General features: G+C 69.8%; 17 protein-coding genes and 1 riboswitch. Of the genes, 10 read left to right on the plus strand and 7 right to left on the minus strand.

Annotated elements, in window-relative coordinates; all coding sequences use genetic code 11:
• Positions 1-69: 69 nt before the first annotated feature.
• The gene (locus AB0K73_RS12200; RefSeq protein ID WP_360513551.1) at positions 70-687 is read right to left on the minus strand and encodes a 3'-5' exonuclease; all 618 of its coding nucleotides are present in this window, start codon (positions 685-687) and stop codon (positions 70-72) included.
• A 66-nt stretch (positions 688-753) separates the two neighbouring features.
• Between AB0K73_RS12200 and AB0K73_RS12205 the strand changes: the two genes are divergently transcribed.
• Genes AB0K73_RS12205 through AB0K73_RS12220 form a run of 4 tightly spaced genes read left to right on the plus strand, consistent with a single transcriptional unit; the run spans position 754 to position 3,928 of the window.
• On the plus strand, positions 754-1,542 hold the full coding sequence (locus AB0K73_RS12205; RefSeq protein ID WP_360513549.1) for a class I SAM-dependent methyltransferase: 789 nt from the start codon (positions 754-756) through the stop codon (positions 1,540-1,542).
• A gap of 39 nt (positions 1,543-1,581) precedes the next feature.
• Entirely contained in the window at positions 1,582-2,496 is a 915-nt protein-coding gene (locus AB0K73_RS12210) for a DMT family transporter (RefSeq protein ID WP_360513547.1), read from the plus strand.
• 6 nt (positions 2,497-2,502) lie between these two features.
• A complete protein-coding gene (ychF, locus tag AB0K73_RS12215; RefSeq protein WP_360513545.1) occupies positions 2,503-3,576 on the plus strand; it encodes a redox-regulated ATPase YchF in 1,074 nt (357 codons plus the stop codon).
• The gene (locus AB0K73_RS12220; RefSeq protein WP_360513543.1) at positions 3,542-3,928 is read left to right on the plus strand and encodes a zinc ribbon domain-containing protein YjdM; all 387 of its coding nucleotides are present in this window, start codon (positions 3,542-3,544) and stop codon (positions 3,926-3,928) included. The genes ychF and AB0K73_RS12220 overlap by 35 nt, the downstream gene beginning before the upstream one ends.
• Positions 3,929-4,004: 76 nt before the next feature.
• On the opposite strand, the gene AB0K73_RS12225 is transcribed toward AB0K73_RS12220, so the two are convergent.
• Complete coding sequence (locus tag AB0K73_RS12225; protein WP_360513541.1) at positions 4,005-5,222, minus strand: Fic family protein; 1,218 nt, start codon at positions 5,220-5,222, stop codon at positions 4,005-4,007.
• 143 nt (positions 5,223-5,365) lie between these two features.
• Between AB0K73_RS12225 and AB0K73_RS12230 the strand changes: the two genes are divergently transcribed.
• Complete coding sequence (locus tag AB0K73_RS12230) at positions 5,366-5,857, plus strand: sigma factor (RefSeq protein ID WP_360513539.1); 492 nt, start codon at positions 5,366-5,368, stop codon at positions 5,855-5,857.
• Between the two features lie 254 nt (positions 5,858-6,111).
• Here AB0K73_RS12230 and AB0K73_RS12235 read toward each other — a convergent pair whose 3' ends face one another.
• On the minus strand, positions 6,112-6,645 hold the full coding sequence (locus AB0K73_RS12235; RefSeq protein WP_360513537.1) for a hypothetical protein: 534 nt from the start codon (positions 6,643-6,645) through the stop codon (positions 6,112-6,114).
• 253 nt (positions 6,646-6,898) lie between these two features.
• On the minus strand, positions 6,899-7,150 hold the full coding sequence (locus AB0K73_RS12240) for a DUF4190 domain-containing protein (RefSeq protein WP_360513535.1): 252 nt from the start codon (positions 7,148-7,150) through the stop codon (positions 6,899-6,901).
• Between the two features lie 113 nt (positions 7,151-7,263).
• Here AB0K73_RS12240 and AB0K73_RS12245 point away from each other — a divergent pair, with 113 nt between their 5' ends.
• Complete coding sequence (locus AB0K73_RS12245; RefSeq protein WP_360513533.1) at positions 7,264-7,863, plus strand: sigma-70 family RNA polymerase sigma factor; 600 nt, start codon at positions 7,264-7,266, stop codon at positions 7,861-7,863.
• Positions 7,864-7,936: 73 nt separating this feature from the next.
• The gene (locus AB0K73_RS12250; RefSeq protein ID WP_360513531.1) at positions 7,937-9,244 is read left to right on the plus strand and encodes a hypothetical protein; all 1,308 of its coding nucleotides are present in this window, start codon (positions 7,937-7,939) and stop codon (positions 9,242-9,244) included.
• A 15-nt stretch (positions 9,245-9,259) separates the two neighbouring features.
• Here the strand turns inward: AB0K73_RS12250 and AB0K73_RS12255 are convergent, their stop codons facing one another.
• On the minus strand, positions 9,260-9,844 hold the full coding sequence (locus AB0K73_RS12255) for a 1-acyl-sn-glycerol-3-phosphate acyltransferase (RefSeq protein ID WP_360513709.1): 585 nt from the start codon (positions 9,842-9,844) through the stop codon (positions 9,260-9,262).
• A gap of 81 nt (positions 9,845-9,925) precedes the next feature.
• Here AB0K73_RS12255 and AB0K73_RS12260 point away from each other — a divergent pair, with 81 nt between their 5' ends.
• Positions 9,926-10,825 carry a DNA-formamidopyrimidine glycosylase family protein gene (locus tag AB0K73_RS12260; RefSeq protein ID WP_360513529.1) on the plus strand — a complete coding sequence of 300 codons (900 nt, stop codon included), beginning with the start codon at positions 9,926-9,928 and terminating at the stop codon, positions 10,823-10,825.
• A gap of 19 nt (positions 10,826-10,844) precedes the next feature.
• On the opposite strand, the gene AB0K73_RS12265 is transcribed toward AB0K73_RS12260, so the two are convergent.
• Complete coding sequence (locus tag AB0K73_RS12265) at positions 10,845-11,228, minus strand: DUF4180 domain-containing protein (protein ID WP_360513527.1); 384 nt, start codon at positions 11,226-11,228, stop codon at positions 10,845-10,847.
• A 61-nt stretch (positions 11,229-11,289) separates the two neighbouring features.
• The gene (locus AB0K73_RS12270) at positions 11,290-11,796 is read right to left on the minus strand and encodes a MarR family transcriptional regulator (protein WP_360513525.1); all 507 of its coding nucleotides are present in this window, start codon (positions 11,794-11,796) and stop codon (positions 11,290-11,292) included.
• Between the two features lie 31 nt (positions 11,797-11,827).
• On the opposite strand from AB0K73_RS12270, the gene AB0K73_RS12275 reads away from it, so the two are divergent.
• Entirely contained in the window at positions 11,828-12,802 is a 975-nt protein-coding gene (locus AB0K73_RS12275) for a DMT family transporter (protein ID WP_360513523.1), read from the plus strand.
• Positions 12,803-12,809: 7 nt separating this feature from the next.
• Positions 12,810-12,873: riboswitch (guanidine-III (ykkC-III) riboswitch) on the plus strand.
• An 11-nt stretch (positions 12,874-12,884) separates the two neighbouring features.
• Complete coding sequence (locus tag AB0K73_RS12280; protein ID WP_360513521.1) at positions 12,885-13,211, plus strand: multidrug efflux SMR transporter; 327 nt, start codon at positions 12,885-12,887, stop codon at positions 13,209-13,211.
• Positions 13,212-13,214 lie beyond the last annotated feature (3 nt).

Below are 13,214 nucleotides of genomic sequence, written 5' to 3' on the forward strand. Positions count from 1 at the left end.
CATCGGGCGGAAGCTGGTGCGGCGGGGCGGGGTCTCGGTGCGCGCGGCGCTCTTCGACCACCGCGCCGCCTACTGCAGCGCCATGGGGGCGTGCGTGGTGCGCTGCTCGCCGGTCGCGACCCGGCCGATGGCGCCGAGTTGCACACGCGTGACGTGCGCGAGCCGCTCGAGGTCGTCGACGTCGTGCCGCTTCGCGGCGTGCACGACGATCGCGGCGCAGGCCTCGGCGTCGGCCAGCGCATCGTGGTGCGAGAAGCTCTCGAAGCCCGCGGCCATCGCCGCGACCGGCAGGCGATACGACTCGAGGTGGTACGTGCGACGGGCGACCTGCAGGCTGCACAGGGAGCGGAAGTCGGGCACCTGGAGCCCGAAGGCTGCCGTGGTCTTCGCGATGACGCCCATGTCGAAACCGGCGTTGTGGGCCACGAGCACGTCGGCCCCGGCGAACTCGCGCAGCGCCGGCAGGTGAACATCCCACCCGGGGGCGTCCGCCACCATCTCGGGCGTGATGCCGTGGATGCGGATGTTCCACTCCGAGAACTCGTTGTGCGGGAACGGTGGGCGGATGTACCAGTGCACCCGGTCGACGACACGGCCGTCGCGCACCTTCACGAGACCGACGGAGCAGGCGGACGCTCCCGACGAGTTGGCTGTTTCGAAGTCGATCGCGGTGAAGTCCACTGGCACGTGTGCATCGTCGCACGCCGTTCCGACAGTTGACGGATGCCCCGCCGCGGGCGTGGAATGGGCGGCGTGGATGCCGAGCCAGTGAACCGCGGTCCCGACGGCGTGGTCGTCGACCCGGGCGACCCCGCGACGGTGGAGGTGGCCCGTTCGTTCGGCGCTGCGGCATCCGTCTACCACCGATCGCGGCCCGGCTACCCGGTCGAGGCCATCGAATGGCTCATCGGCGACGCGGCCCGGGTGCTCGACCTCGGTGCGGGCACGGGCAAGCTCACCGAGGCCCTCGTCGCGCTCGACCGCGACGTGATCGCCGTGGATCCCGTCGAGGAGATGCTCGAGGAGCTCGAGGTCGCCGTGCCGGGCGTGCCGCGCATCCTGGGCACGGCGGAGGACATCCCCATCGAGGACAACTGGGTCGACGCGGTGGTCGCCGGCCAGGCATGGCACTGGTTCGTGCCCGAGCGTGCAGTGCCCGAGATCGCGCGCGTGCTGCGCCCGGGCGGCGTGCTCGGCCTGGTCTGGAACAGCCGCGACATCCGCTCGGACTGGCTCAGGCAGGCCGGCGCGATCATGCACGAGGGCCACGATGCGAGCGCGACGTTCGAGGGCTACGTGAAGATCGGCCCGCCGTTCCGCGCCATCGAGGAGCACACGGTCGAGTGGATCGAGCGGATGTCGCGGGCGCGATTCCTCGACCTGGTGCGATCGCGCAGCTACTACATCACCGCGAGCCCGACCGAGCAGGCCGCGACGATGGCGGCCCTCGAGACCCTGCTCGACACGCACCCCGACGTGGCGGGCGCGGCGGAACTCGCGGTGCCGTACGTCACGCACTGCTTCCGGTCGCGCCTGCGCTGACGGGTCGGCGGCCGCTCCGCGACGACGTAGGCTGAATCGGTGAAACGCGGCCGGGTGTACCTCTTCCTGGCGCTCGCCAACCTCTTCTGGGCGGGCAACTACGTGTTCGGCGAGATGGTGACGCGCGAGATCTCGCCGATCTCGCTCACGTTCTTCCGGTGGGTCTTCGCGTTCCTGCCGCTCATCGCACTGGCATGGATCATCGAGCGGCCCGACTGGCGCGCGGCCCTGCGCGAGTGGAAGCTGCACCTGCTGCAGTCGCTGCTCGGACTCACCGGCTACACGCTGTTCCTGTACGCCGCGCTCGGCTTCACCGGCGCCGTGAACGCGGCCGTCATCAGCGCGATCAACCCGGCGGTCATCGCGCTGGGCGCCGCGATCTTCCTGCGCGAACGCCTCAACCGCGTGCAGGTCATCGGGCTCGTCGTCGCGTTCGTCGGCGTGACGGTGGTGCTCACGGGCGGCGACCTCGGCCAGGTCGTCGCGCAGGGCTTCGGCGTCGGCGACCTGCTCGTCATCGCCTCCGTGCTCGCGTGGACGGTGTACTCGCTCATCTCCCGGCGGCTCGTCACCACGCCCATCACGGCCACCGCCGTGCAGAGCGTGTTCGCCGTGGTGACCATGCTGCCGGTCATCGCGTTCACCGGCGTCTCGTTGCCGACGAGCGGCGCCGGCGCACTCGGCCTCGCGTACATCGTGATCTTCCCGTCGATGGCGGGCTACGCGCTCTGGAACATCGGGGCATCGAAGGTCGGTCCGTCGCGTGCGGGCGTCTTCCTCAACCTGCTGCCGGTGTTCACGGTCATCATCGCGCTCGCGCTCGGGGCGACCCTGGAGCTCCCGGCGCTCATCGGCGGCGCGGTCGTCATCGCGGGCGTCTACCTCACGCTGCACCAGCGCCGCCGGCAGCGAGTGGGAGCGTCGGATGCCCCGACCGACCTGACGGTACGATAGACCCCCGTGGCTCTCACCATCGGAATCGTCGGTCTCCCGAATGTCGGCAAGTCGACGCTGTTCAACGCCCTGACCAAGAACCAGGTGCTCGCGGCGAACTACCCCTTCGCGACGATCGAACCGAACATCGGCGTGGTGAACCTGCCCGACCCGCGGCTCAAGACCCTCGCCGAGATCTTCGGATCCGAGCGGATCCTGCCCGCCGCCGTCGCGTTCGTCGATATCGCGGGCATCGTGCGCGGCGCGAGCGAGGGTGAGGGGCTCGGCAACAAGTTCCTCGCGAACATCCGCGAGGCCGACGCCATCGCGCAGGTCGTGCGCGGCTTCGAGGACTCCGACGTCGTGCACGTCGAGGGCACCGTCGACCCCAAGGCCGACATGGAGACCATCAACACCGAACTGATCCTCGCCGACCTCGAGACCCTCGAGCGGGCCATCCCGCGCTTCGAGAAGGAGCTCAAGGGCAAGAAGATCGACCCGTCGGTGCTCGCCGCGGCGAAGGAGGCGCAGGAGGTGCTGCAGAAGGGCACACCCCTCTCTGCGGCATCCGTCGACCTCGAGCCCATCAGGGAACTCGGCCTGCTCACCGCGAAGCCCTTCATCTACGTCTTCAACGTCGACGAGGCGGTGCTGACGGATGCCGCGAAGAAGGCCGAGCTCGCCGCGCTCGTCGCCCCCGCCGAGGCGGTCTTCCTCGACGCGAAGATCGAGTCGGAGCTCATCGACCTCGACCCCGAGGACGCCGCGGAACTGCTCGCGTCGACGGGCCAGGAGGAGTCGGGACTCAACCAGCTCGCCCGAATCGGCTTCCAGACCCTCGGCCTGCAGACCTACCTGACCGCGGGCCCCAAGGAGTCGCGCGCGTGGACCATCCACACGGGCTGGAAGGCCCCGCAGGCGGCCGGTGTCATCCACACCGACTTCGAGCGCGGCTTCATCAAGGCCGAGGTCATCTCCTTCGACGACCTCGTCGCCACCGGCTCGGTCGCCGAGGCCCGTGCCAAGGGCAAGGCCCGCATGGAGGGCAAGGACTACGTCATGCAGGATGGCGACGTGGTGGAGTTCCGCTTCAACGTGTGACGCGCTGCCCGCGTGCCCGCAGTGCGGCGAGTCGTTCACCCATGAGCAGGGGGCGCTGCTGGTCTGCCCGATGTGCGGTCACGAATGGTCCGCAGCGGCGGAGGAGACCGGGGCGGATGCGCCGGCCTCGATCAGGGACTCCGTCGGCAATGTGCTCGCCGACGGCGACACCGTCACGGTCGTGAAGGATCTGAAGGTCAAGGGCGCCGGCGGCGGCGTCGTGAAGGTGGGTACGAAGGTTCGCGGCATCCGGCTCATCGCCGACGGCGTGGGCGATCACGACATCGACGCGAACGTTCCCGGGTTCGGACGGATGCAGTTGAAGTCCAGCGTCGTCAAGAAGTCGCTCTGACCTCCTGTCCTTCTCCGGGACTGCTCCATTCCCCGGCGGCTGGTGCTGGACGCGAGGGTTGTTCTGTTGCCGCCACTCAGCGTCCAGGCGCTTCGCGGCGTCCGGCGCGTTCGGCGAAGCGGTCGATCGCGGCGAGCAGCTCATCGCTCCGCCAGAACGGGCCCAGACGATGCTCGGCCTTCGTCTTCAGGATCCCCGCATCCACGAGTGCCCTGAGCGGCGGGTAGACGTTCGGCTGCTGCACGCCGAGTGCGGCAGCGGCGGTAGCGGAGTCCAGTACCGGCCGCCGCATCAGCACGTCGAGCAGTGGCCAGGCGTTGCTCGAACGGCGCACGGTGAGTCGGTCGCTCCAGCTCGCGCGGATGCCGTCCATCTCCGTGACGAGTTCACGGGTGTTGGCGACAGCGCGGAGCGCGGCGTCAGCGAACGCGGAGACGATGGGAGAGACGTGACCTTCGCGGTACGCAGTAAGCGCACGGTGGTAGCCCTCGACATCGGCGAGCAGACCCGCCGACACGGGGAGTGCCACGTTCCGTGTGACGCCGCGGAATCGCAGCAGCGATTGCGCAAGTGCGCGCCCGGTGCGGCCGTTGCCGTCGGTGAACGGGTGGATGGTCTCGAACTGCGCGTGCGCGATGGAGACCGAGACGAGTGGAGCGACGTCCGTCCGCCGTGCGAACACCGCGAGATCGTCGATCAGCCCGGCGATGCGCGAGTGATGGGGTGCGACGAATTCCGCATCGACCGGGCTGTCACTGCGGGTGCCGATCCAGACCGCCTCCTCACGCCATCGGCCCGGCGTGTGGCGGGGCTGGTCACCCATGAGCACGGCGTGCATCTGCGCAATCGCCTCCGCCGAGACGTGCTGAGACAGCTCGATGGCGGCAGTCATTGCGCGCGTGTTGGCGGTGATGAGTTCGGCGTTGCGTCCGCTCTTGGCGCCGAGTTCTGCACTGAAGATCGCGCGTGCGGATGCCGTGATGTTCTCGATCTGCGAGGACGAAGCGGCCTCCGACCGCAGGAGCACCGGGCCGAAGGCTGCAACTCGGTCGCCGAGTTCGGCATCCAATCGACTCAGTTCCCGGGTAGCCAGTTCGGCGGAGGATGCCGCATCCGGAGACGGTTCGGGATCGAGCGCAGCGATCTGCGGCGGCACAGCCGCCCGGAACGGAACTCCGAGCGCGTCGCGGTCTGCGTCCGCTCCCCAGACCGTGCTGGGGATCCAGACGTGCTTCTCCCAAGCAAGCGCGGGCCACGTCGCCGATGAGGAAGGTGCGTCTGGGGCGTTGGTCATAATTCCCTCCGCAACGATTATGAGTAACCATTCTACTCATAATCCTCGCCGCCTGACTTCTGAGCGAGCCGCACAGACGCCCGTGCGTGCGGCCAATCGCGGCGGCACGTGCAAGACCGGCGCAAGCGCGACACACGCAGGGCGTGAGGACCGCCGACACCGAGGCCGCAGACGCCGACACGACCCAGGAGGTGCCGATGCCCGAGCGCGCCGAGCCGCCAGCTGGCGGCGACGCCGATGACGCGCTCGCGTGGTTCACGGCGGTCGTGCGCGAGCATTCGACCGCGCTCGTGCGGTACTTCGCCCGTCGCGATCCCCGCCAGGACGCCGAGGACCTCGCGGCCGAGGTGTTCGCGACGGCGTGGCGCCGACGCGCCCACGTGCCGCGCGAGGCCGCGCTGCCGTGGTTGTACCGCACGGCGGGGTTCACGCTCGCCAACCACCGGCGCAAGCTCGTCGACCTGCCCGTCGAGGACGTACCCGAGAGCGGTGAGCGGCGGTCCGCTACGAGCAGGACGTTCGCGCGGGCCTCCCCGACCACGCCGACCGGATCCTCACCAACCCCACTTGGACCGCCCTCACCACAACCCTCGCCCACGCCGAGACCGCCGGCCACAACCCCCGACGTCTCCTGACCGAGGTGAGCGCCCAACGAGTGCTCGACAGCGCCGAGCACCCCGCCAAGGTCCTCAACTGGCGCATAACCGCTCGACCGAACCGGCGGACGCAAGCGGCCCGCAGCCGAAGCACCGTCAGTGGAACCTCGGTTATGTCCGCCACGCCACATCCTCCGGCCACACCAGTGGCCATGAGGCCCGAAGAGCACAGTCGGCACCGCTGACCCCGGCCCGATGCCCGCCACGACCGGTGGCGGGCATCGGGCCCCGGCTCAACGGCAGAGCTTCATGATGGTGTCGTCGAAGTCAGGAAACTCCTGTGTGGCTTGCGCGATGATCGCCCTTGCCGACGCGCGGCGGTCCGGAGCGAATTGCTCCGCGATGGCCGTCAGGTCGCGATTGACCTGGGGAGCCCAATCAGGCTCGGGCTCATACGAGGTGGCTGCTTCCCTCGGGCCGAAGCCGTCAGCCAGCAGCCACAGGAAGGCACCCAGGTCGCGAGCGACAACGCCTGTCTCTCCTTCGGACCCCAGAAAGACAACGGGCTGCTCCACCAGTTCACGATCTGGACGAACCAGCCAGAACGCTGCGTTCCCGCCGGTGCCGTCCTGTCCAAATACGCGGAAGCCGTCGCCGTTCAGCTCGCTGTTGCCTGTCCACGCGCGGAACCACTCGGTGGTCTCATCGGCAGCCAGAAAGGACTCGTAGGGTTCGAAATCGACGCCATCCTCGCCAATGCACTCGAGTCGGACCGCCATGGCAGCGGCGAGCGCGGCGGGGAACTGGCGATCTCCGTTCACGGTCATGCGAACAGAGTAGTGATCGGCTTGGGCGGCCAAGCTGCTGATAGTGCTGGCGGATCTCCAGCCGAGGTACGCGTGGGGCATGCTGTCACGGTGAGTGAATCCTCAAACGGGTGGCAGGCTTGGTTGAACAGTCTGGACGCGCGTGGAAGGGCGGCAGCGGAGTCGCTGCGCGCGATTCGAAGCACTCGGCGCAGCCGATGCTGGCGACTGGGCCAAGTCGGAGATTTGCGAAAACCTTCCAACCTCGCACGGTTCATGCTGCTGCGAAGTCTGTGGCGCGGTCCGATCGGCGGTTGGGCCGGTCCGGATGCCATCGATCAGCTTCCTGTTGCCCAGCGGCTCGGCCCTCCTCGCCGGTGCGGGCGATCTGACGCAATGCCATGTGGCCGGTGATGATGCCGGCGATCGGCGCCATGAATCCGGTGATGATGGCGACGATCGCGAGGACGTTCGTTCGGGCCGCCGGGGGAGCGGCGACGAAGCCCGTGGGCTGGGTGAGGCTCATCCTCGGATCATATGGTCGCGGCGCGCAGCGATCATGCGGTTCTCCACAGCGTCCCACCGGACGAATCGACCCGGCACGTGCAAGACTCGCCACAGTCGCGACACAAGCAGGGCGTGAGGACCGCCAGCACCGACGCCGCAGACGCCGACACGACCCAGGGGGTGCCGATGCCCGAGCGCGCCGAGCCGCGGCCCGCCGACGCCGGCGCCGTCACCAGCGCCGACGACCCGCTCGCCTGGTTCACCGCGGTCGTGCGCGAGCACTCGACGGCGCTCGTCCGGTATTTCGCTCGGCGCGGCCCGCGCCAGGATGCGGAGGACCTCGCGGCCGACGTGTTCGCGACCGCCTGGCGCAGGCGTGACGACGTGCCGCGCGAGGCGGTGCTGCCGTGGCTGTACCGCACCGCGGGATTCACGCTCGCCAACCACCGCCGCAAGCTCGTCGACCTGCCCGTCGAGGACGTTCCCGAGCGGGGCGAGCGACGGGTGGCCGAAGACCCCGAGCTGAGCGCGCTGTTCGACGACGAGCTGCGCGGCGCGCTCATGAGCATCGGCGAACGCGACCGGCGCATCATCCTCCTGCACGCGTGGGAGGGCCTCGACGGCGACGCCCTCGCCGAGGTGCTCGGCATCTCGCGTTCAGGAGCGGATGCCGCGCTCTCGCGAGCTCGCAAGCGCCTCCGCGAGTCCTGGGGCGAGCGGATGTCGTTCTGACCCTCGCCGCGTGCAAGGTTCCGGCCGAACGGCACACAGGCATGGGTGAGGGCGGATGTCACGGAGGTTGACCATGAGCGACGACGAGCAGCGCGACCCGGTCGAGCGGCTGCGTGCCGCCGACCCCGCAGCCGGTCTGGAGCCCCGCGACGGGTTCGGCGACGAGGTCGTCGCGCGAGCGACCGCGGACACGGGCCGCGTCGAGGGCGGCGCAGCCGTGACCGACCTCGGACTCGAGCGGGCTCGCCGGCGCCGCGGATGGCTGCAGGTCGCCGCGGTCGCCGCCTCGCTCGTGGTCGTCGGTGCGGCAGGCGGTGCGGCAGGCTACGGCATCGGCGCGACGACCGGGGGAGCGACGAACCTCGCCGACGGCGCGGCTCCGGCCATCTCGCTGCCGAGCGGGGCGGATGCCGGCGTCGCCGAGCAGGGCGTGATGCCGCAGCCCTCGACGGGGGACGCGAAGTCGTTCGGATCGGATGCCTCCGGAATGATGTATCCCTATTGGGGCGGCCGCAACCACTTCACCGCGTCGGGGCTCTCCAGCTCGGAGGGAACGGCGGCGGCCTACGGATTCGACGCGCGCGCGGCATCCGGTGCCGATTCCATCGCGGTGCTCGCCGCGGCGCTCGGCGTCGAGGGTACGCCCGAGCTGTCCTTCGGGACGTGGATGGTCGGACTTCAGGATGGCACCGGGCGGTCGCTCAGCGTATCGCTCGACGGCATGTCGGCCTTCTGGTACTCGGACCCGGGGATCAACCCGTGGCACTGCGTGAAGGTCGACGAGCCGTGTGAGCCGACCGGTACGCCACCGAGCGAGGATGCCGCGATCGACGCACTGCGGTCGCTCATCTCGTCGACCGGCCGAGACCCCGGCGCGTTCGAGTTCACGTCGGAGACCTGGGAGGGCTCGCCGACCCGGACGGCGCAGGCCTGGAGGGTCGTCGACGGCCAGCGCATCGACCAGGCGTGGAGCGTCGAGGTCTCCGACGGCGGGGTGTTCAGCGCTTCGGGCGCGCTCGCCGAACTGGTGCCGCTCGGCGACTATCCGGTGGTGAGCGAGCGAGAGGCGTTCGAGCGGCTCTCCGATCCTCGTTTCGGTGCCCAGATGACGGTGATGCCCGCCGCGATGCGGGACGTCCCGGTCACGACCGAGGTCTGGACGCCGCCGACCGAGGTGCCCGCGCCACCGACCGCCGGCACCGCGGTGTCGTGGCCCGTGAACGAGGTCGAGATCGTCGAGGCCCGGCTCGGTCTCGGAAGCCAGTGGCAGCCCGATGGGAGCGTGCTCGTCGTGCCGGCTTACGAGTTCACCGATACCGACGGCGGCACCTGGTCGGTCATCGCGGTCGCCGAGTCGCAGCTCGACTTCGGCTCGAAGTGACGCCCTGAGGTCCGGTCACAGGGTGGGCGCCGCACCGTGCTCATCGCGCAGGCGAGGCTCGACGCGGCGGTCGGGACGGAAGCCGGCCTTGTCGGCGTAGAACGCACGGATCCGCTCCATGTCGCCGGCCACGTCTCCGGTGAGCTCCAAGGTCGGCCCGAGACCGGTGGTCATCGTCGTCCGGTCGACGAAGCCGAGGGTGACGGGCATGCCGGTCTCGCGGGAGATGCGGTAGAAGCCCGACTTCCAGTACTGATGCGTGCCCCTCGTGCCGTCGGGGGTCACGACGAGGCCGAACACCTCGCCGGCGCGTACACGGTCGACGACCTCGCCGACGACCCGGCTCGGGTCTGTCCGGTCGACCGGGATGCCGCCGATCCGCCGCATGATGGGTCCACCCCATCCGCTGAACAGGCTCTTCTTGCCGAGCCACCGCACGTCGATGCCGAGCCGCCACGCGATGGCGAGCATGAGCACGAAGTCCCAGTTGGAGGTGTGCGGGGCACCGATGAGCATGGTCGGGCGAGTGGGCGCCGGGCCACCGACGAGCCGCCACCGACTGCACGCCCAGAAGACGCGGGAGACGAGTCGTCGGAGCATGACGTCACGGTACGACATGGCGACGCTCGGCGGCACGGGATTGACGGTTCGCATGTGGGCGGTCTGTGCCATGCTGGCGTCATGCCGGAATCGCCTGAGGTGCAGGCGCTCGCCGACGAGGTCGGTGAGCGCCTGCGTGGTCGTGCCATCACCGACGTCGATGTGGTCGAGTTCCGCACGACCAAGACACGAGCCCGACCACCGAGCGGGCTGGTCGGTGAGCAGGTCACCGGTACCGTGCGGCGCGGAAAGCATCTCGACCTGTCCGTCGGGGCATCCCAGCACCTCGTCGTCTCCTTCGGCCGGCACGGATGGGCGCGGTGGCGCGACGCGGTCGACGAGCCCGACGCTGCGGCAACGCGAACGGGCAGCGAGACCTCCGCCGAGCCGCCACCGCCGACGCTCGCGGCGATCGGCTTCGACGACGGGAGCACCCTCGAACTCACCGATGCGGGCGACTGGGTGTCGCTCGGCACGTGGGTGGTCGACGACCCACGCGAGGTGCCGGCGGTCGCCAAGCTCGGACCCGACCCGGCCGATCCCGCCTTCTCGAAGGCCGATCTCGACCGCGTCGTGGTGGGGCGTCGCAAGCAACTGAAGGCGGTGCTCCAAGACCAGGAGTCGCTCGCCGGCATCGGCAACGCGTACTCCGACGAGATCCTGCATGCCGCGCAGCTCTCGCCCGTGGTGCGCGCATCGGAACTCACCGAAGCCGAGCGCCAGCGCCTCTTCGAGGCGACGGTCGGCGTCATCACCTCAGCCGTCGAGGCACGGCGCGGGGTTCCGATGGATCGGCTGAAAGCGGCGAAGGTCGCCGCGATGCAGGTGCACGGGCGCGCCGGCGAGCCGTGTCCGCGCTGCGGCGGCGTCATCCGAGACTTCGCGTTCGCGAGCACGACGGCGCAGTACTGCCCCACCTGCCAGACCGCGGGCGAACTCCTGCCCGAGGTATCCGACCGATCGCCGTCGCGCGCGGAGTGATCGCGACGGGCACCGAGCCTCAGCGAGCGGTGACGCGGGCGGCGCGCCGGGCGAGCTTGTCTTCGAGCGCCAGTTCGTCGTCGAGGAACCAGATGTGGTCGCCGGCGTTGGATTCGCGCACCCAGTCACGCAGGGCGGTGCTCTTCTCCAGTTGTGCGCTGAGGTCGCCGAGCACCGCGAGCTGCAGGCGGTAGTTCACGACCTTCTGGGTGATCTCGCCGGCGATGCCCGAGCGCAGGTTGAAGAACTTGGGGTCGAGCCGCGCGACCGGCACGGCGACCATGGTCGCCCGATGCGACCAGGCGCTGCCGACCAGGTCGGCGGCGTCGTCGGGGGTTGAGATGAGGTCGCCTTCGGCGTCGAGGTGGAGGACGCGGATGCCACTCAGTTCGTCGGTGCGCATGGCTCGACCATAACGCGCTCTCCGGTCGCGCGTCGCCGTCCTTCCACAACGTGACGGTGCCTCATGACTCGTAGTGCGCGAGCCAGGTCGTGAGCACGCGCTCGAGCGTGGCGGCATCCGCTGGGCTGAGCGCCTCATCGAGGAGGCGGCGTTCGTTGGCGAGGTGCGCGGCGAAGGCGCGGTCGATGAGGTCGAGTCCCGCCGGGGTCAGCGCGATGACGCGGCCGCGACCGTCGACCTCGCTCTGCCGACGGGTGACGAGCCCCCGGTCCTCGAGGCGGTCGATGCGCTTGGTCATGGCGCCAGTGGTCACCATGGTCGACGCGGCCAGCTCGCTCGGCGTGCGCTCGAACGGGGATCCCGCCCGGCGCAGGGTGGCGAGCACGTCGAACTCGCCCTCGGAGAGACCGAACGTGCGATACACCACGACGAGGTCCTCCGTGAGGTGGATCGCCAGGCGATGCAACCGGCCGATGACGCCCTGCGGCGCGAGCGCGAGGTCGAGATCGGGCCGCTCACGCTCCCACTCGGCGATGATCTGGGCAACGCGATCGTTCGGGGCATCCATGGAGTTGATTCTAGCTTCCATGGAAGCTATTATGTCTTCCGTGGAAGCTACTTTGCGCTGGACCCTCGTGGCGGCGATTGCGCCGATCGCGTGGGGCAGCACCTACTACGTCACCCGCGAGTTCCTGCCAGCCGAGGTTCCCCTGTGGGGAGCGGTGCTGCGCGCCCTCCCGGCCGGGCTCCTCCTGCTCGCGATCCGACGGCAGCGACCTCGCGGCGCGTGGTGGTGGCGGTCGATCGTGCTCGGGTCATTGAACATGGGCGCCTTCTTCGCGCTCGTCTACGTCGCGGCGCAGCTGCTGCCGACGAGCATCGCCTCGACCATCATGGCCACCTCGCCCATCGTGATGATGGGCTTCGCGTGGCTCCTCGTCTCCGAACGCCTTCGTGTCCTTCCGCTGGCCGGTGCGGTCGTCGGGCTGGCCGGCGTGGTGCTCATGCTCGTCACGGGCGAGGCATCCGTCGACCTCTGGGGCGTCGCCGCGTCGGTCGCCGCGATGAGCATGTCATCACTCGGATACATCCTCGCCAAGCGATGGGGTGGCGGCGTCGACGTGCTCTCGCTCACGTCGTGGCAGCTCATCGCGGGCGGCACCATGCTCGTGCCCGCGGCGCTCGTATGGGAGGGGGCTCCACCCGCCCTCGATGCGTCGGCGCTCCTCGCCTTCGGCTACGTCAGCATCGTCGCGACGGCCATCGGGTTCGTGGCGTGGTTCACCGGACTGCGCCATCTGGATGCCGGCACCGTGGGTCTCGTCGGCCTGCTCAACCCCGTTACCGGGGTGCTGCTCGGCGTGGCCGTCGCCGGCGAGTCGCTCTCGACGCAGCAGCTCCTCGGGCTCGCGCTCGTCTTCCTCGGCATCGTCATGGGGCAGCCGGTGGTCGCCCGTGCCATCCGGGCGTGGCGTTCCCGGTCGGATGCCGCGAGCCTCGCCGAACCCGCTCCGCTGGTGCTCGCCGCGACCGGCGCCGCCCCTGCACAGGGGTTGAGCAGGCACGGCGGCTAAGCTCGGCGGCGAGCCTCACCATGGCTCCCGGACGACGGTTCAGTACCCGGTGCGCGACAAGACTGGCCATGGGAAGGCAGTCATGTCATGGGTCATCCTCATCGTGTCCGGTGTGCTCGAGGCCGTCTGGGCGACCGCGCTCGGCAAGTCGGCCGGCTTCACCAAGCTGGGGCCGTCGCTCGTCTTCGGCGGTGCGCTCGTGGCGAGCATGATCGGTCTCGCCGTCGCGATGCGCGAGCTACCGACCGGCACCGCCTACGCGGTCTGGGTCGGCATCGGGGCGGCGCTCACGGTCGTCTACGCCATGGCGACGGGCTCGGAGCCGTTCTCGCTCGTGAAGGCGTTGCTGATCGTCGGGCTCGTCGGATGCGTCGTCGGCCTGAAGTTCGTGAGCGACGCCGGTCACTGACGT

The organism is Agromyces sp. NPDC052230 (genome assembly GCF_040679595.1).
In the GTDB taxonomy this organism is placed as follows: domain Bacteria; phylum Actinomycetota; class Actinomycetes; order Actinomycetales; family Microbacteriaceae; genus Agromyces.